The organism is Methylomonas sp. 2F7, from assembly GCF_057126975.1.
The window spans coordinates 3,235,440-3,253,009 of sequence record NZ_CP195203.1 but is presented as its reverse complement, the minus strand read 5'-3'; the positions used below and the strand labels follow the sequence as shown (position 1 = coordinate 3,253,009).

The following is a 17,570-nucleotide window of genomic DNA, read 5'->3' as shown; positions in this document are numbered from 1 at the left end:
GAAATTTTAGTTTTTACATCTTGGGGCTATTTTACTTTTCGGTTTAATTGCCACGGAAATGCGTTGGTTTCAGAATCTCTTCCAAAAATCGACAAGCTTTTGCTAAATTGGCAGCACAGCGTTCGCTTAATCCGGCGCCCAGTTCAAAAGCTTCGGCATGGATGCTTAATAAGAAGCAAGGGGGCAGGGGCTGTATGCTGACGGCTTGATAAACCGATAACAGCGCGTTAGGACTGAGCGCATGGCTGCTATAGCTGTGGTCTTGCGCGGGGCTGAGCGGGGTATAGGTGAAGCTATCAGGACAGTTTACCGAGGCATCGATAAACACCACTAACTCGCGATCTTGCAAATCCAGCGCGTGTTCGATTTGTAACTGAAAGTCGTTAAGCAGCTCGATAGCGCTCAAGTCGAGATGGTCGGCTAAATAGTCTAATAGCAAGGGGCCAACGGCATCGTCGCCACGGCTGGGGTTGCCGTAGCCGAACACCAGGATGGGTTTGCTCATTCGCTACCGTGAATAAATTCGCCGCTGCTATGCCGAATCAGTTTATCCACCAACTTGCCGTCGGCATCGACCAATTCCAACTGCAATGGCATCTTGCCGACCGCGTGCGTAGCGCAAGACAAACACGGATCGTAGGCGCGGATCGCCACTTCCAGGTTATTCAGCAGGGGCTCGGTCAACTCTCGGCCCGACAGATATTCCGCTGCGACTTGCCGCACAGATTCGTTCATCGCCGTGTTGTTGCTGGTGGTGGAGACGATCAGATTGGCTTTGGTGACGATGTCGTTTTCGTCGATTTGATAATGATGAAACAGCGTACCGCGCGGTGCTTCGATCACGCCTATGCCTTCGTAGCGTTTTTCGCCCTTGGCGACCAGATCGCTGCTCATCAGGTCCGGATCGTCCAGCAAGGTTTGTATGCTCTCCGCGCAATGCAGCAATTCGATCATGCGGGTCCAGTGGAAGGCCAGGGTGCTGTGCACCATGGTTTCTCCGCCATGCTGCTTGAACGCGACGCGGGCGGCTTCCGCCAGCGGTGTGTCAATAAAGTCGCAGTTGTTGACCCGTGCCAACGGTCCCACCCGGTACCAGCCGTCGGCTTTACCCAGCGAAGTCAGGTAAGGAAACTTCATATAAGTCCAGGAGCGGACTTCTTCGCGGATTAGTTCCGGGTAATCGCAGTAATCGTATTGGTCGACCAGCGTTCCACCTTGTTCGTCTTTCACCCGAATCCCACCGTGATAAAGCTCCAGCGCGCCGTTAGGCTTGGTTAGGCTCAGATATTTGCTGCGGATGGTGGCGAAGTCGTCGTAGTAGGGAAGGTGGGATGTGTGGACTTTTGTGACCAGTTGCAAAGCCGCTTGCGCCCAAATCACGATTTGCGCGATGTCTTGTTTTAAATAGTCGCGCTCTTCTTTGCTTAAGGCTTTGTTCATGCCGCCGGGAATGGCGCCGGTGCCGTGGATACGCTTGCCGGAGACCATGCGTATCACTTCCTGGCCGTATTTACGTAGTTTCACCCCTTGCAGGCCAATATCCGGATAATCGGCCAGCACTGCCATTACGTTGCGCTTGCCGATCTCACTTTCAAAACCGAACAACAAATCCGGGCTGGAGAGGTGGAAGAAATGCAAGGCATGGGATTGCAAGACCTGACCGAAATGCAGCAAGCGGCGTAATTTATCCGCTGCTGGCGGCAGATTAGCAGGATCGACGCCGACCAACTGATCGATGGCCTTGGCAGCCGCCAGATGGTGGCTGACCGGGCAGATGCCGCACAAGCGTTGCACCATCACCGGCAGTTCCCAGTAAGGGCGACCCTGGATGAATTTTTCGAAGCCGCGAAATTCGACAATGTGCAGCCGGGCTTGCTGGACTTTATTGTCTTCATCCAACAGTAGGGTCACTTTGCCGTGGCCTTCGACGCGGGAAACCGGGTCGACAGCGACCCGTTTTAACTTGCCGGCTGCCACTAAGGCCGGGTCGGCGGTTTCAAGGTATTCGTACACAGCGGTTCCCTATTAGTCGTAATGGACTAATGCATAAGGTAGAGTCGGGTCGCGGCCTTCGATCAATGCGCTGAGGTAGGTCCAAAACACATCGGCGGACGGCGGACAGCCGGGCATAAAATAATCGATCTTGACGATCTCGTGGACCGGCCGCACCTTATCCAGCAATAAAGGCAATTCCGGATCGTTGGGTATCTGCGGATTGTCCACGCCGATGCCGTCTTGGTAGGCTTCCAGCAGGCAGTCCTCAAGTTTGAAAAAGTTGCGTAGCGCCGGCAGGCCGCCGTTGATGGCACAAGCGCCGACTGCGACCAGAATTTTGCAGTTAGCGCGAAACTCGCGCAGCACGTGCACGTTTTCGGAGTTGCAAACCCCGCCTTCGATCAGACCGATGTCACACGGACCGCAGTGCTCGATGTCGGTCAGCGGCGAGCGGTCGAATTCGACGACGTCTGCCAAGCTCAACAAGCGCTCGTCAATATCCAGGAACGACATATGGCAACCGAAACAACCGGCCAGCGAGGTGGTGGCGATTTTAATCTTAGCGGCCATGTTTGATCTCCGGCGTGGGAGGCATGGTTGCCGCGTAGTGGGAATCGGGCCCTTCATTCTGCCGGGTCGGATCAGTTAGCTTAGCCTGATCGCAACTTGGGTAGCCAGTTGCCGCGCCGGTTTTGTGAACCGCCTTTTCGCAGGCCACTTCGCTGATGGGATGCCGGTCGTAAATGCGTTCGCCGATCGGCGCCAGGTACGCGCTGCGTTTGACCAGGATCGCGCCGGTCGGGCAGACATGGGCGGCCTCGTCGTTGACGCTAATATCGCTGTCTTTCAGCTTGCCGCTGGGGGAGTTGACGATTAGGCGTTTGTGGATGCCGCGCCCGGCGATGCCGAATACCTCTTTGCCGTCTTTTTCCTTGCTGGCGCGCACGCATAGATTGCAGAAAATGCAGCGGTCGTGGTCGATCAAGATATCCGGGTGTGAGGCGTCCAGTTCCCGCTGCGCATAAAAATGCGGGTAGTGGTTATCCAGCATGTTCTGATGGTAGGCCACGGCCTGCAACTGGCAATTGCCGGATTTTTCGCAGGATGGACAGAAATGGTTGCCTTCCACAAACAGCATCTGGGTAATGCGCTGGCGATCGTGTTGCAGGTCAGGGCTGTTGCTGATGACGGTTTGGCCGTCGGCGGCCGGCAGGGTGCAGGCGGTATTGGTGCGGCCATTGACTTTCACCGTACACAGTTTGCAACTGCCGTAAGGGGCGTAACCCGGCCGGTGGCACAGATAAGGAATGTAAACGCCGGCTGTGCGGGCTGCTTCGATAATAGTTTGGCCGTCGCTGAACGGGACGGCGATGCCGTCGATGCATAGAGTGCCGCTCATCTCAATTCTCCACTTGCGATAAATGCGCGTCGTCGTCGTCGCGCTGCGCCATACGGCGGGCCACGGCCAGGGTCGCGTCCAAATCAAAACCCGGTGTGAAACTGCTCTGTTTTAATTGATTCAGATACAGCTCCGGGTGGCTGGCCAGGGTGCTTAAAATCGGATTGGCGGCGGAGTCGCCTAGACCGCAATGACTGTTGTTTTTGACGATCAGGCATAACTCGCTGAGTTCTTCCAGATCGACCGCGGCGCCATTGCCTTCGACAATTTTCTGCAGCTGATTTTTCAAAAGCGTGGTGCCGACCCGGCACGGCGTGCAAAAGCCGCAGCTTTCATGGGCAAAGAAATCGGTAAAGTTCTGGACGATGTCGAAAATACTGCGGCTACTGTTGAACACGATGAACGAACCGGCGGTGGACAGGTCCTCGAAGGCCACACGCCGTTGCAGCTCCCGGTTGGAAATAAAGGTGCCGGACGGTCCGCCCACTTGCACGCCCATAACGTCGTCCGCGCCGCAGTCCCGCAAAATATTCTCGATTGTCGTGCCGAAAGGGTATTCGTAAATGCCGGGCCGTGCACAGTCGCCGCTGATGCTGAGCAGCTTAGTGCCGGTCGATTGCGGGGTGCCGCCCTCGGCAAACCATAGCCCGCCTTGAATAGCGATATGCGTGGCGGCGAAAAAAGTCTCGACGTTATCCACTACAGTTGGTTTGCGTTGATAGCCGCAGATCACCGAGTTGGGCGGTTTAACCCTGGGTATGCCGGGTTTACCTTCCAATGACTCGATTTGCGCGGACGCTTCGCCGCAGATGTAAGCCCCGGCGCCCATGCGAATTTCGATGTCGAAATCAAAACCAGGCCTGCCAAGGATGTTGCGACCCAGCAAACCGCTATCGCGGCGGCGCTTTAAGACACGCTGCAATTGTTCGTAGAGAAATAAATACTCAGCGCGCAGATACAGCAAACCCTGATCGGAGCCGATGATGGCCGCACATAGGGTCATGCCTTCAAACACTTGGTCTGCGTAAAGATCGAGCAGCATCCGGTCTTTAAAGGTACCGGGTTCGCCCTCGTCGGCGTTACAAATCACGTAATGGGGTTTGGCGTTCTGTTGGGCACAGGTGCGCCATTTCAATGCCGTTTTAAAGCCAGCTCCGCCGCGGCCGCGCAGATTGGAACAGTCCACTTCCGCCAGGGTTTCCGCCAAGCCACGGGCAAAAGTGGCCGCTATTGCCGCGCCATTATTGAACGGCTGGTTCAGCAGCAAGCCGGGTTTGCGGATCGGCTCGTCAACCGCAAAAAACTCTACGGGCCAATCGGTCAAAGGGGCTTGTTGTTCGATCAGTTCGGCGATGACATCAATTCTGGCAAAATCCAGACGCGTCAACGCATAGCCGTTAACCAAGCCGGCCGGGCCTTGGTCGCACATGCCGGTGCAAGAAGTGTTATTCAGACTGACCAGACCGTCCGCCCTGACTTGGCCGACTTTGACCTTCAGTTTTTCCGCCAGGTAATTCAACAATTTTTCCTTACCCAGCATTCTATCGGTAATCGAATCGCTGATATGAATGTCGTAACGGCCCTGCGGCGTTAAGTGCAGGAAACTGTAGAATTCCGCGACGGCAATAATCTGGGTGCGGGGGATATGCAGGGCTGCGGCCAATTGTTCGATGGCCGCCTTGGGAATATGCAGGTACTGCGCCTGCACGGCCCTTAGCATCTGCAAGAGCCTTTCGGGTTTATAGTCCGCCTGTGCCAGTACGGACTCAATAAAAGTATTCATCGTCGAGTTACTGGGCAGTTATGTTGAATCGTCGTGTCCCATTGCAATTGAAAAATCATGAGCCACCCCACGCACCATTCTTAAATCGGCGCTAGATTTTTCAAATCGTTCACTGGCAGTCTACCTGGAAGAGCGCCCCACAAGATTAGTTGTGGGAGTCGATACATTCCGCTTGCCAAGCGAAAGTGCCTGCCTTGTCTCTCTATGCGTCAATACACACAACTCAGCAGCGCAATGCCTATCGTTCTCGCTGCGGAAGATGCGCAAATTCGCCGTCATCCATGGCGCAATACTAAACAAATTAGCCGGGTGTGGACAGCAAAATATTGTCCATCAAAACGCGGCAATCGGGACGAAGGGCTTGCGGCGTTGGCAGGGAATACGTTTTTTACCAGACTCCCGGACGCATTCGTGCTTGCGGGTTTGATAACAGAGCACGCAACGGTTTAAGCGGCGCTGGTAACGCCCATAAGCATTGGAGACCAAGCGTTCCAGGCGTTCCAATGCACTGTGGTTGGGAGGGAGCAGGCTGGTTTGTCTGGCGTGTAATGCGGCATAAAGCTGCCGGGCTTGATCGATTAAAATGTCATTGTCCATTGTAATCACCTGACTTAATCGCTGATGAGTCGAAAACCGGCGTTGGCATGTGCGATTGAACATGCCGGGTTGAATTATTGCGTGTGCTTATGTTGATAGCTTTGATTTCAATCAACGCAGCTTAAAATTGTTGGTGACTTTGATATGCCTACGCTAATTAGCTTCCTCGGCATCGGCGGTAAGACACTGCTCGACGACGCGGCGGCTCAGAACCTCATCTTGCAGCATGATATCCACCATAGACGCCACCACCGTGCGGGTCTTTAACCCGTTAAAGCGGGAAAAGTTTTTCAGTTGGTCGTAAGTCGGTTCTTCCACCGCAATTTTCTTTCTGTCGTTTTTCGATTTATCGGCAGCCATGAGAGAGTGTTCCTTTGTAAGGTTAGGTAAAAGAGTCGTTGGGTAAACGCATGTCAATTTTGAATCAATCCGTGCTTGCGGAAATAGAGGGCCACATTGACCAAGGCGATCATCACCGGTACTTCGATCAATGGCCCAATCACAGCGGCAAACGCCGCACCGCTGTCAATGCCAAACACCGCCACCGCTACTGCAATAGCCAACTCAAAATTATTGCTGGCGGCGGTAAAAGCCAGCGTAGTGGTTTTGCCGTAACCGGCACCGATGGCTTTACCCATTAAAAAACTGAGCAAAAACATCACCACAAAGTAAATCAAAAGCGGTATCGCAATGCGCACCACGTCCAGCGGCAATTGCACGATCAAATCGCCTTTTAAGGAGAACATCACCACGATGGTAAACAGCAGTGCGATCAAAGTCAGCGGGCTGATTTTGGGGACGAAAGTTTGCTGATACCAATCTTTGCCCTTGGCTTTGATCAACAGAAAACGCGTGGTGAAGCCCCCAATAAACGGAATACCCAGATAGATGAATACACTCTTGGCTATCTCACCGATGGTGATTTCGACCAGGCTGCCTTGCATACCAAACAAAGGTGGCAACACGGTGATGAACAGCCAGGCGTACACGCTGTAAAACAGCACTTGAAATACGCTGTTAAACGCTACTAGCCCCGCCGCATAGTCGTTATCGCCGTTTGCCAGTTCGTTCCAGACGATGACCATCGCGATGCAACGCGCCAGGCCTATCAAGATCAGGCCGACCATGTAGTCGGGATAATCGCGCAGAAACACGATAGCCAGCACGAACATCAAGACTGGGCCGAGCAGCCAGTTTTGTACCAAGGACACGGCCAATATACGCCAGTTGCGAAATACGTCGCCGAGTTCTTCATAGCGGACTTTGGCCAGCGGCGGATACATCATCACGATCAAGCCGATGGCAATCGGGATGTTGGTGGTGCCGACCGAAACCGCCGCGTTGAAATCAGTTACTTCGGTCGGAAACAGAAAGCCGATGCCGACGCCAAGCGTCATGGCGATGAAAATCCACAGGGTCAGAAAACGGTCCAGAAAGGATAAGCGGGCATTGGGGCATTGTGGGGTGTTCATTGAAATCTCCAAGACAGCTGTTTACTGTTCCGCGCTATCGATTGATGATGGCTTACAGCAACTGCTGGCGGGTGCGAGTTGCACGACTTGATCGTCGCCGAATAAGGGAATGGTCTGCAAGGAATGGAAAGCCTCCCAGGCGATGCCTTGCGGATCGACGGTCCAGTATTTGTCGGACTGGGCATAGCAGCAGTTGGCTTGTTTTTGCGCCGCGACCGGTAACTCGGCGGCAGCCAGGTTTTGCTGGACTGCTTCCAGTTCCGCACCGGACTCGACTTGTATCCCCAAATGATCCAGGCCGGGCTGGCGACCGCGACTGGAAATCGCAAAATTGACGCGCGGATCGTCCAGCAGCCACTTGGCGTAATCGGCTTCGCGGACTGTCGGTGTGCTTTGAAACAATGCGTTATAAAAGTCGATGTTTTTCGCCAGATCATCGACGGCGAGATGGATATGCAGGCGCTTCATCGCGTTTACTCCGAGTGAAAGTGGGTAAAGGTGTACTGTTTTGTTAGCGTTGTTTACTAGTGTTTATTTACTATGGCCACCGGCTAATGCCAACAAGCGTTCGACGCCGGTCGGTTCGTCCTGCAACAATGGCACCAGCGCGTAGCGGCTGGCATGCCGATTGGCGACGGCAGCGATTTCCGGTAATTCATTGGCGGCGCGTTGGCGTAACAGCGACGAATGCACTGTGCTTGCGGCAACGCTATTGTTAATCACCCAGGCCCATGGCTCGATGCCGGCCCGGCGTAAATCGTCTTGCAAATGAGCAGCTTCCAGCACCGGCGTGGTTTCCGCCAGCGTCACTATCAGTACCTTGGTTTGACGCGGGTCCTGCAATTGCATCATCGGCGTGGTGAAATGCGTTTTGGAATCGCCCATTTGCCGCGACACTTCACGATGGTAAGCGCCGGTGGCGTCCAAGAGCAACAAGGTATGGCCGGTCGGCGCGGTATCCATCACCACGAATTTCTTCCCGGCTTCGCGGATGATTCTGGAAAATGCCTGAAACACCGCAATTTCTTCGGTACACGGCGAGCGCAAGTCTTCTTCCAGTAAGGCGCGGCCTTGTGTGTCCAGTTTGGCGCCTTTCGTTGCCAGCACGTGCTCTCGATAGCGTTCGGTTTCCGCATGCGGATCGATTTTGCTGACTGTCAGGTCCGGCAAAGCGCCGTTAAGTGTGTCCGTTAAATTGGCGGCGGGATCGGAGGTGGTGAGATGCACCGGCAAACCGCGTCGCGCCAGTTCCACCGCCAAGGCCGCGGCCAGGGTAGTTTTGCCGACGCCACCTTTACCCATCAGCATCACCAAGCCATGTCCATCGGCGGCAATCTCGTCCACCAATGCGGATAGATTAGGCGCGGGTATGGCCCGCATAACATTATTGTCAGGCATTGCTAGCGGTGCTGAATTGCTAAGCAATTGTCTGAGTGCCGTCAGTCCAACCAGATTGAAGGGCTTTAGTTCAATGCGGTCCATTGGTAAGTTTTTTAACGCTGCCGGTATGTCGGCCAAAGCATGTTGCTCGCGTTGGTAGATGGCGTTGGCTAGCGGGTCTTGTGCGGTGGCGCTTTCCGGCAAGATGCCATTGATGGCCAAATATTGTTGCGATAAGCCGATAGCGTTTAACTCTTCATGGGTGCGCGCCACTTCGTGCAAGGTCGATTGTTGGGGGCGGGCGACCAGGATCAAACGACTGCGTTGCGGATCGGCCAAGGCGTCGACGGCGGCTTTATATTGCGTGCGCTGTTTTTCCAAACCGGCCAAGGGGCCCAGGCAGGACGCGTCGCCTTTGCCTTGCTCTAAAAAGCCGCTCCAGGCACCGGGCAGTTGCAACAGGCGGATGGTGTGGCCGGTCGGTGCGGTGTCGAACACGATGTGATCGTAGTCGGCGGTCAAGGCCGAGTCGGTCAATAGTGCGGTAAATTCGTCGAACGCCGCAATTTCCGTGGTACAGGCTCCGGACAGCTGTTCTTCTATACCTTTGACGACGCTGTCTGGCAATACGCCGCGCACCGGACCGACGATGCGGTCGCGATAGGCTTGCGCAGCCGCTTGCGGGTCGATTTCCAAGGCCGCCAGACAGGGTACAGCAGGAATCGCGGTGATCTGATTGCCAATGACGATGCCAAATACCTGCCCCACATTCGAGGCCGGGTCGGTACTAACCAGCAAAACTTGTCTGCCGGCATCCGCCAATTGCATCGCCGAGGCGCAAGCGATGGAGGTCTTGCCCACGCCGCCTTTGCCGGTAAAAAACAGAAAGCGCGGCGCTTGATCGAGAAATTTGCGGTCGCTGTGCACGGTATCACCCGTAAAACTTAACAACAGCTGCTGCCGCTACAACAGCCCGACGGTGCTTGCTGTTCCGTTACGCTAATTGCCGCCCAACGTGCCAATTCGGCACGATTGGGGTAGCGGCCGGCTAGGGCGACTTCGCCATCGACCAAAATCAACGGCAAGGCATCTGCTCCGGAGCGTTCCAAAAACGCTTTTACCACCGGGTTTTCGGCAAACGCCAACGGGGTTTGCGCCAAATTAAAACGCTCAATGTCGGCGCCGTTTTGCTTAGCCCAATCGACATCGGCGGCAAAGTCCACCAGCTGTTGATCGACTTCCACACCGCAAACGCCAGTGCTGCAACACAGGGCCGGGTCAAACACATGAATACTGGTCATAAGGAAACTCCTTAACAACTAAGGCAACAAGGTGCCGATGCGATCCAACTCGGCTTTCAGACGCTCGGGATCGTGCTTAAATTCGTCCAACGGTAAGGCAAAAAACTGTTCGATGCGATGGCGCAGAATGCGATAAGCGACCATGAAGGCCGCGTCGATTTCCTCATCGGTACCTTCGACATGAACCGGATCTTCGACGCCCCAATGGCTGCGCATGACTGGACCCAGGTAGGCCGGGCAGGTTTCGTTTGCGGCATTGCCGCACACGCTGAGGACGATGTCCGGGGTTACCGGCAGATCGTTCCAGGACTTGCTGTAATAACCTTCGGTGGAGATGCCTTCTCTAGCCAGTAAGGCCAAGGAGCGGGGGTGGATCTTGCCGGTGGGCTTGCTGCCGGCGCTCAGACCATGCCAGCCGGCCGGTGCCAAGTGATTGAAAGTGGCCTCGCCGAGGACGGAGCGGCAGGAATTGCCGGTACACAGAAATAATACGTTCATAATGGATGGTCGGTCGGGGTTGAGGATAGAGAATCAGTGGTATCCGTGCTGTTTCCGGAACAGCCTGAGAGCGACAAGCAGGCATTACCGTTGCAACAGTTTTCGGTCAGGAAAGCCAGCAGTTCGTTCATTGCCGAAAAGTTGGCGGTATAGATCACGAAACGGCTTTCGTTGCGCGAGCTCACCAAGTTGGCGTAAGCCAATTCCTTCAAATGAAACGACAGGGAAGACGGCGCAATGCCGGTGGCTTCGCTGATTTTTCCGGCGGCCAAACCGTCCGGGCCAGCCTGGACCAAGGCGCGGTAAATAGCTAAACGGGATTCTTGGGCCAGTGCGGCCAGGGCGATCACAGCAGTTTTGTTTTTCATATTTCAACAATAATTGAAATATGGAATCGAGTCAATTTTTTTGCTCCTTGCCGTTCGGTTGTGGTGTAACGCTACTGTCACAAAGGCTATTTACCATTCGCAAGACTACCGTTCCGACGATGTCGGTGCGATACAGCTCACAAATCCTTAAATAGTCATCAGGCTCTTCAATATCGTCGCTCCCGCGAAGGCGGGAGCCCAGCGGCCGTGCTGGATTCCCGCCTTCGCGGGAATGACGAATTAAGGGCATGGTAAATAAACACTAAACAACAGTGCCTCAGGAGCATTTTCATGAAACACACTTCAATCGCCGCCGCCATCGCAGCTGTGCTGGCTTCTACCAATGTCAGCGCGGCCGCCGATTTCCAATGGGCGCATCAATGGACTTTTAATCACTCCGCTGCGAATGGTTCAAGTGCCATGGGTTCGGAAATAGTTTCCTACGATGCGGTCAACAATCGCTTGTGGGTAGCCGGAACCGATGCCAATCAGGCCAATGTTGGCCAAGGTGGCATCGACGTACTGGACATGAACGGCAATCTGCTGCAAAGCATCTCCACCAGTGCACTCGGCGGGATTAATAGCGTGGCGGTGAAAAACGGCCAAGCCGCCATTGCCTTGACTGCGCCGACGAAAACCGATGCGGGTTTGGTGCGCTTCTATAATGCGGCTGACTACACCCTGCAACAAAGCGTGACAGTGGGCGCCAATCCCGATGCAGTCACTTACACGCCCGATGGCAGTCGCTTGCTGGTGGCTAACGAAGGCGAACCCAGCAGTTATTTGGTGGGGCCTAGCGGCGATCCTGAAGGCTCGGTCAGTATTATCAACACCAATACCTTTGCAGTGCAAACGGCAGGATTTTCTGCTTACAACGGTGCGGCGGCGGCTTTGAAAGCCAGTGGCGTACGTCTGACCGGCCCGAATGCCACTGTCGCGCAAGATTTGGAACCGGAATACATTGCCGTTAGCCAAGACGGTACAAAAGCCTTTGCCACCCTGCAAGAGGCCAACTCGGTTGCCGTCATCGATATCGCCAGCGCCACTGTCACCGATATTAAAGCAATGGGTTTGAAGGATCATAGCTTGGCTGGAAATGGTCTGGATGCCTCGGACCGCGACGGCGCCGGCACTACGGCGTTAAAAGGCAATATCCGGAACTGGAATGTGATGGGTATGTATATGCCCGACGGCATCGCCAGCTTTAGCAAAGACGGAAATCAATACTACGTGACAGCCAACGAAGGTGACTCTCGCGAAGATTGGCCGGGCGGTGCGGAAGAAGTTCGAGTCGGTGCAGCCACTATTGATTCGGCACTGGACACCGCCATGAAAGCAGCGCACGGTAACGATTGGCAAACCAATAACGACAAACTGAATCGTCTGACCGTCTCAAAAAGCGGTGATACCGACAACGACGGCGACCTGGATCAATTGCAAGTATTCGGTGCACGTTCGTTCTCGATTCTGGATGCTAACGGCGCCATGGTGTTCGATTCCGGCGATAAGTTAGAGCAAACGATAAAAGCGCTGATCGCGGCGAATCCAGGCAATGCGGCTTTCGAAGCGCTGTGGGACGATGGCCGCAGCGACAACAAAGGCCCCGAGCCGGAAAGCGCGGTGGTGGGTAAAGTTGATGGCCGCGATTTGTTGTTCCTGGGTTTGGAGCGCTCCAACGCCATCATGGTGTGGGATTTGACCGACCTAAGTAGTCCTAAATTTTTGGACATGCTATTCACCGGCGGCGATGTCGGTCCGGAAGGTTTGAGTTTCTTCAACAACACCCAGGGCAGTTATCTGGCGGTTGCTAACGAAGTCAGCGAAACTACTTCGCTCTATAAAGTATCTGCCGTGCCGGTACCGGGCGCGGTGTGGTTGTTCGGTTCCGCGCTGCTGGGTTTGATAGGCATGAAACGCGGTCGCAAACACTAATATCCGCACTTTAAGCCAGGTGGGTCGATATTTATCGGCTCACCTGGCTTTTCGCGTTTTTGCGGCGAGAAATCTGATTTTGCCGGTAACACGATTGTCATATTCAAGCGCTAATGTTGCCGCTCCGAACATCGCTCTAGGGGCAACACATGAAAAAAACACATCCACAAAAATTGGCCGCAGTCGCTGTCGGCGCCTTCGGTTTTACCTTATCGGTAGCCGCAGTAGCCCACGATCATGCCGACCGCGATCATCATGGCTATCATAGACCTGCGCAATCCAGCCAAGTACCGACATCCGGCGTAGAGTGGTTCAAAGCCGGCGAAGCTGCGGTATTGGTCAATAAACGAGACGTAGAGCAACTGCGCAAAGCCAAAAATGTCATCTTGTTCGTCGGTGACGGCATGGGTATATCCACTGTCACCGCTGCTAGAATTTTGGAAGGCCAAATGGCCGGACGTGATGGCGAATTCAATCGTCTGGCGTTTGAGAAGTTTAACAATATGGCCCATTCCGTTACGGCCAGCGCGAACCAACAAACCTCGGATTCCGCGCCTACCGCTACAGCCATGGTCGCCGGTATCAAAACCAATGACGGCGCTATTTCCGTTGATCAAACTATCAACCGCACCGAGCCTAGCGCGGAAGTCACTGCTGCGAAAAGTGTGAAAACCATCCTGGAACGTGCCGAAGAACGCGGCATGTCCACCGGCGTAGTCACAACCGCCCGCTTTACCCACGCCACGCCAGCCGTGAATTACGCACATATTTCCAACCGCGATTGGGAAGCCGACAGCAACTTGCCAGCCGGCGCTACCGTAAAAGACATCGCCCGCCAGTTGCTGGAATTCCCTTACGGCGATGGCCTGGAAGTGGCTTTGGGTGGCGGTCGTAGCTACTTTATGCCCAATACTGTTGCCGACCCCGAATACCCAACCCAAAAAGGCCGCCGCGCCGATGGCCGCGATCTAACCTTAGAATGGACCGCGCAATACAATAATTCCGACTACGTCTGGAACAAAGCCCAGTTCGATGCGGTAAATCCAGCGTCTACCGATCATTTGTTGGGTTTATTCGAACGTTCGCACATGCGCTATGAAGCCGACCGCGCGCAAGACGCCGCCGGCGAACCGTCCTTGACCGAGATGACCGAAAAAGCCATCAAAATTCTGGAAAAAAACCGCAAAGGTTATTACTTGATGGTGGAAGCCGGCCGGATCGACCATGCTCACCACGCCGGCAATGCCTACCGGGCGCTAACCGATACCGTGGCGCTGTCGGATGCAGTGAAAAAAGCCAAACAACTGACCCGCGACGAAGATACTTTGATATTGGTTACTGCCGATCATAGCCATGTGTTCACCATCGCCGGCTACCCGTCGCGCGGCAATCCTATCCTGGGTCAAACCGCGGTTGACGGCGTTACCCTGAAGGATTCTTTGGGTTTGCCTTACACCACCTTGTCGTATGCTAACGGTCCGGGTTGGACCGGCGGCTTGCAACGCAAGGAATTTAATCCAGCCAACGAAGGCACCGTGGCCGCTGCTTATGCTGGCAGCAAATTGCGTCCTGATTTGACAGCGGTTGATACCGCCAACCCGAACTACATGCAGGAAGCCACCGTACCGATGAGTGCGGAAACCCACGCCGGTGAAGACGTTGCGATCTATGCCGATGGCCCTGGCGCTTATCTGGTCCGTGGTACGCTGGAACAAAACGTGATTTATCATGTAATGGCTGATGCGCTAGGCATGCGCAAATAGTCCGGGAACCTTTCCCAAAGCCGAATCAGGGACGCTAGCCGTCCCTGATTTTTTTGTAATTATTCACTACGAAGTACAAGAATCCCTCTCCAGCGGGAGAGGGTAGGGTGAGGGGATGAAAACAAAGTATTTTGCTAGTTTAATTCTCCTCTCCCCAACCCTCTCTATCAGGAGAGGGAGCAATTTCTCGGCGATTTACAGAGTTTTGCAATTCACTGAATAGTTACATTTTTTTGAATACCGTTAAAGTGCAGGAACCATGCTCAACACTATTTTCAGATTTCTAAGCAAATTGTTTGCTTTGGGCTTATTGATTGTTTTGGCTGCTTGCAGCCATCTGCCGCCCAAGCAGGCCGCCAACACGCAGATTGTCGAGCTATCTGCGGCAAACTTGCCGGCGGTAGCCGCCGAGTTTGTCACCACCCGCTCGGGTGACGAACATGAGCACGAACACGAAGAACACCAGGCATTGCCACCAGAAGTCAGCTGGCGCTTCTGGCGCGATAGCCAGCAGATCACCATCGAACGGCCGCAACTGGGCTTGGGCGAGTTGTGGCAGCGCGACGGCCAAGAGCTGATTCACCGTAAGCTCTATCACCAAGACCAACGGGCAATCGAGTTTCAAGCCGGCGATTTACGCATGCTGGACATCACCCCGTCCTGGCAAAAACTGGCGCTGTTGCTGGATAGCCAGCTGTTGGACAAACTGACTGCCGAAGAAATCGAATGGACCGACGGCATCCCGACTCGCGAATACCAAGGCACAGTCGCGGATACCCAATGGCATGTGGTGATGCGCCTGGACGTGGCCTTACCGGCGTTGATCGAACGTGAACATGGCGACTTTTCCGAGCGTACCAAATTGCTGAACACTTATCCGTTGAACGCCGCGCCCTGGCAACCTACACCAGTCAATGGCTACGATGTAATCGATTTTGCCGATTTGGGCGACAAGGAATCCGATCCGTTCGTGATTAAAGTGCAAGCCCAAATGGGGCATGAACATCAGCATTAATCCGGTCCTTAAAATCCCTGGATTCGTCATTCTCGCGGAGGCGGGAATCCGCCTGTTCGGCGTCCACCAACCAACGGCATAACCGTCATTCCCGCGCACGCGGGAATCCAATATAGCTGCTAGGCTCCCGACTTCGCAGGCGTGACGATAGTTGGGGGCCGAGTGAATAATCGAGTGTCGATGCCGTTTGCTGCTTGACTGAACAGGCAAAAAAAAGCCCGCTGTATCGCGTACCAGCGGGCCCGAGTAACACTACAGAGCTTACAACTAATCCATAAATCTTACGGAGCCGGCAAAATCCGATTTTGCGGGCCGGGGGCTACCGTACCGTTAACGGTAAAGTAGTTTTCCAACGCATCCAGATCCAGTGCGCCGCCCAAGCGGTTAGTGCCTTGCGTCAACACATAGTATTGGTCTCCACCGTCCGCCATGAAATTATTCACAGTAACTCGATAGCTGGCGGCTGGGTCGACTACGACACCATTGATCTTGATACTGGCTGGATCGACGTTATCGCAAGCCGTGCCTTTTTCTTTCCACTCGTAACTAAAGCCATTAGACACTTGCATGATACGGTTGAACGCTTGGCCCGCAACTGGTGCACCGGCCGGATAGCCGACGGTACAACCGGTGAATTGTTGCTCCAGCAAAGTGTGGATTTGCGTGCCGGTCAAGGTCAGTGTCACTAAGGTGTTGCCGAAGGGTTGTACGGTAAAGGCTTCGGCGTATGTCACTTTGCCGTCGCCTTCCGCAGCAGAGCTGGACGGAAAGGTCAAATCGGCGCGGATGCCGCCGGGGTTCATGAATGACACTACTGCTTCGCCAAATCCGGCATTTTGGGTCGCTAACAATTGCGCATCGGCAATCACATCGCCCAAAGCCGATTCGCCGGCAGCGCTAGCGGTTCTGGTAATCGCCGCGCTGATGCTGCCAATTACCCGATTAGCGATGGGGGTGGACAGCGCTTTGTAATTATCGACGATGGTTTTAATCGCCGCATTCGGTGTGATGGCCGTGTTGCTGCGATCAACGACAATGTTTTCGGCGCTGACGCTGCTGACTTCGCCGTTGGCGGTGCTGATAGCGACATCAATGTCGGTCAACACCCGGCCTTGCGAATTCGCGCTGGTGACTGAAATCAAGCGGCCGGCTTTGTTGGCGATTTGGCAGTTATAGGCTTGGTGTGTGTGGCCGGAGATCACCAAATCCACTTCGTCGTCCAATTGATTGACGATGGTTTTGATTGGGGAGCCGTTCAAGCCGTCATTACAGTTGTTGATGGTAGAGGCACTTTGGGTGACCGGTATCGTGCCGCCTTGGTGAATCATCACCACCACCGCTTCGACGCCGCGCGCGCGCAATTTTGGGATCAAGGCATTCACAGTCGCCGCTTCGTCTTTGAACTCCAGGCCGGCCACGCCGGTTGGGGTGACGATGGTCGGGGTTTCTTTCAAGGTCATGCCGATAAAGCCGACCCGCACGCCGCCGATGACTTTAATCGCGTATTGCGGGAACAAGGTTTTGCCGGAGGCAGTTTCGACCACATTGGCAGCCAGAAATTTGAAATCCGCGCCTTCAAACGGCACCGGCGTGCCAACTGAAGCGCCTTGGCAGGAGTTAGGATCGGTCGGATGACAGCCGCCGTTTTGCATGCGTTTTAATTCAGTCTTGCCTTCGTCGAACTCGTGATTGCCGACCGCGTTGAATTCCAGGCCCAGTCGGTTCATCGTTTCAATGGTCGGTTCGTCGTGAAACAACGCGGAAACCAGCGGCGTGGCGCCGATAATGTCGCCGGCCGAGACCACTACGGTGCTGGGATTTTGGTTTTTCAATTCGTTGATATAGCCGGCCATCCAATCCACGCCGCCGACCGGGATATTGGTGGATGCCGCGCTGGTGGGTGTTTGCCGGAACGTGCCCGGCGATTCCAATTGGCCGTGGAAATCGTTGAACGCGACGATTTTGATTGTGGTGGTGGGGATGGTGGTCACGGCATTGGCCGCGCCCAGTGTGCCCAAGCCCAATGCGATGCCTATGGCTAGTTTGTTTAATTTCATTGGTTTAACC

At 54.5% G+C, this 17,570-nt stretch carries 16 protein-coding genes and 1 pseudogene; 3 read left to right on the top strand and 14 right to left on the bottom strand.

Annotation, left to right across the window (positions count from 1 at the left end; all coding sequences use genetic code 11):
• Positions 1-43 precede the first annotated feature (43 nt).
• The 13 genes and pseudogenes from ACR64Q_RS14540 to ACR64Q_RS14480 all read right to left on the bottom strand — a co-directional run bounded on the left by ACR64Q_RS14540 (position 44) and on the right by ACR64Q_RS14480 (position 10,793).
• Entirely contained in the window at positions 44-505 is a 462-nt protein-coding gene (locus ACR64Q_RS14540; RefSeq protein WP_026601562.1) for a hydrogenase maturation protease, read from the bottom strand.
• Positions 502-2,013, bottom strand: a complete 1,512-nt coding sequence (locus ACR64Q_RS14535) for a Ni/Fe hydrogenase subunit alpha (RefSeq protein ID WP_026601561.1) — start codon at positions 2,011-2,013, stop codon at positions 502-504. Before ACR64Q_RS14535 ends, ACR64Q_RS14540 begins: the two co-directional genes overlap by 4 nt.
• A 12-nt stretch (positions 2,014-2,025) precedes the next feature.
• Complete coding sequence (locus tag ACR64Q_RS14530) at positions 2,026-2,565, bottom strand: NADH-quinone oxidoreductase subunit B family protein (protein ID WP_026601560.1); 540 nt, start codon at positions 2,563-2,565, stop codon at positions 2,026-2,028.
• Positions 2,566-2,707: 142 nt separating this feature from the next.
• Positions 2,708-3,394: pseudogene (locus ACR64Q_RS14525) on the bottom strand (2Fe-2S iron-sulfur cluster-binding protein); the annotation flags it as partial.
• Position 3,395: 1 nt separating this feature from the next.
• A complete protein-coding gene (locus ACR64Q_RS14520) occupies positions 3,396-5,177 on the bottom strand; it encodes an NAD(P)H-dependent oxidoreductase subunit E (protein ID WP_036275700.1) in 1,782 nt (593 codons plus the stop codon).
• 333 nt (positions 5,178-5,510) lie between these two features.
• Entirely contained in the window at positions 5,511-5,774 is a 264-nt protein-coding gene (locus ACR64Q_RS14515; RefSeq protein WP_026601557.1) for a hypothetical protein, read from the bottom strand.
• A 153-nt stretch (positions 5,775-5,927) separates the two neighbouring features.
• Entirely contained in the window at positions 5,928-6,134 is a 207-nt protein-coding gene (locus ACR64Q_RS14510; protein ID WP_026601556.1) for a hypothetical protein, read from the bottom strand.
• Between the two features lie 53 nt (positions 6,135-6,187).
• Entirely contained in the window at positions 6,188-7,246 is a 1,059-nt protein-coding gene (gene arsB / locus ACR64Q_RS14505) for an ACR3 family arsenite efflux transporter (protein WP_313732089.1), read from the bottom strand.
• Between the two features lie 21 nt (positions 7,247-7,267).
• Entirely contained in the window at positions 7,268-7,714 is a 447-nt protein-coding gene (locus ACR64Q_RS14500; RefSeq protein ID WP_313732090.1) for an ArsI/CadI family heavy metal resistance metalloenzyme, read from the bottom strand.
• A gap of 63 nt (positions 7,715-7,777) precedes the next feature.
• Entirely contained in the window at positions 7,778-9,553 is a 1,776-nt protein-coding gene (arsA, locus tag ACR64Q_RS14495) for an arsenical pump-driving ATPase (RefSeq protein ID WP_313732091.1), read from the bottom strand.
• Positions 9,554-9,570: 17 nt separating this feature from the next.
• The gene (gene arsD, locus ACR64Q_RS14490) at positions 9,571-9,927 is read right to left on the bottom strand and encodes an arsenite efflux transporter metallochaperone ArsD (protein WP_313732092.1); all 357 of its coding nucleotides are present in this window, start codon (positions 9,925-9,927) and stop codon (positions 9,571-9,573) included.
• Positions 9,928-9,945: 18 nt separating this feature from the next.
• On the bottom strand, positions 9,946-10,425 hold the full coding sequence (locus tag ACR64Q_RS14485; RefSeq protein WP_313732093.1) for an arsenate reductase ArsC: 480 nt from the start codon (positions 10,423-10,425) through the stop codon (positions 9,946-9,948).
• Positions 10,422-10,793 (bottom strand): ArsR/SmtB family transcription factor, encoded by a 372-nt coding sequence (locus ACR64Q_RS14480; protein WP_313732094.1) that lies wholly within the window; start codon positions 10,791-10,793, stop codon positions 10,422-10,424. The genes ACR64Q_RS14485 and ACR64Q_RS14480 overlap by 4 nt, the downstream gene beginning before the upstream one ends.
• Positions 10,794-11,084: 291 nt before the next feature.
• Here ACR64Q_RS14480 and ACR64Q_RS14475 point away from each other — a divergent pair, with 291 nt between their 5' ends.
• From ACR64Q_RS14475 to ACR64Q_RS14465, 3 genes are all read left to right on the top strand, one after another.
• Complete coding sequence (locus tag ACR64Q_RS14475) at positions 11,085-12,725, top strand: choice-of-anchor I family protein (RefSeq protein ID WP_313732095.1); 1,641 nt, start codon at positions 11,085-11,087, stop codon at positions 12,723-12,725.
• Positions 12,726-12,874: 149 nt separating this feature from the next.
• Complete coding sequence (locus tag ACR64Q_RS14470; protein ID WP_313732096.1) at positions 12,875-14,488, top strand: alkaline phosphatase; 1,614 nt, start codon at positions 12,875-12,877, stop codon at positions 14,486-14,488.
• 259 nt (positions 14,489-14,747) lie between these two features.
• A complete protein-coding gene (locus ACR64Q_RS14465) occupies positions 14,748-15,503 on the top strand; it encodes a hypothetical protein (RefSeq protein ID WP_313732097.1) in 756 nt (251 codons plus the stop codon).
• Between the two features lie 281 nt (positions 15,504-15,784).
• Here the strand turns inward: ACR64Q_RS14465 and ACR64Q_RS14460 are convergent, their stop codons facing one another.
• On the bottom strand, positions 15,785-17,560 hold the full coding sequence (locus tag ACR64Q_RS14460) for a bifunctional metallophosphatase/5'-nucleotidase (RefSeq protein WP_313732098.1): 1,776 nt from the start codon (positions 17,558-17,560) through the stop codon (positions 15,785-15,787).
• Between the last annotated feature and the right edge of the window lie 10 nt (positions 17,561-17,570).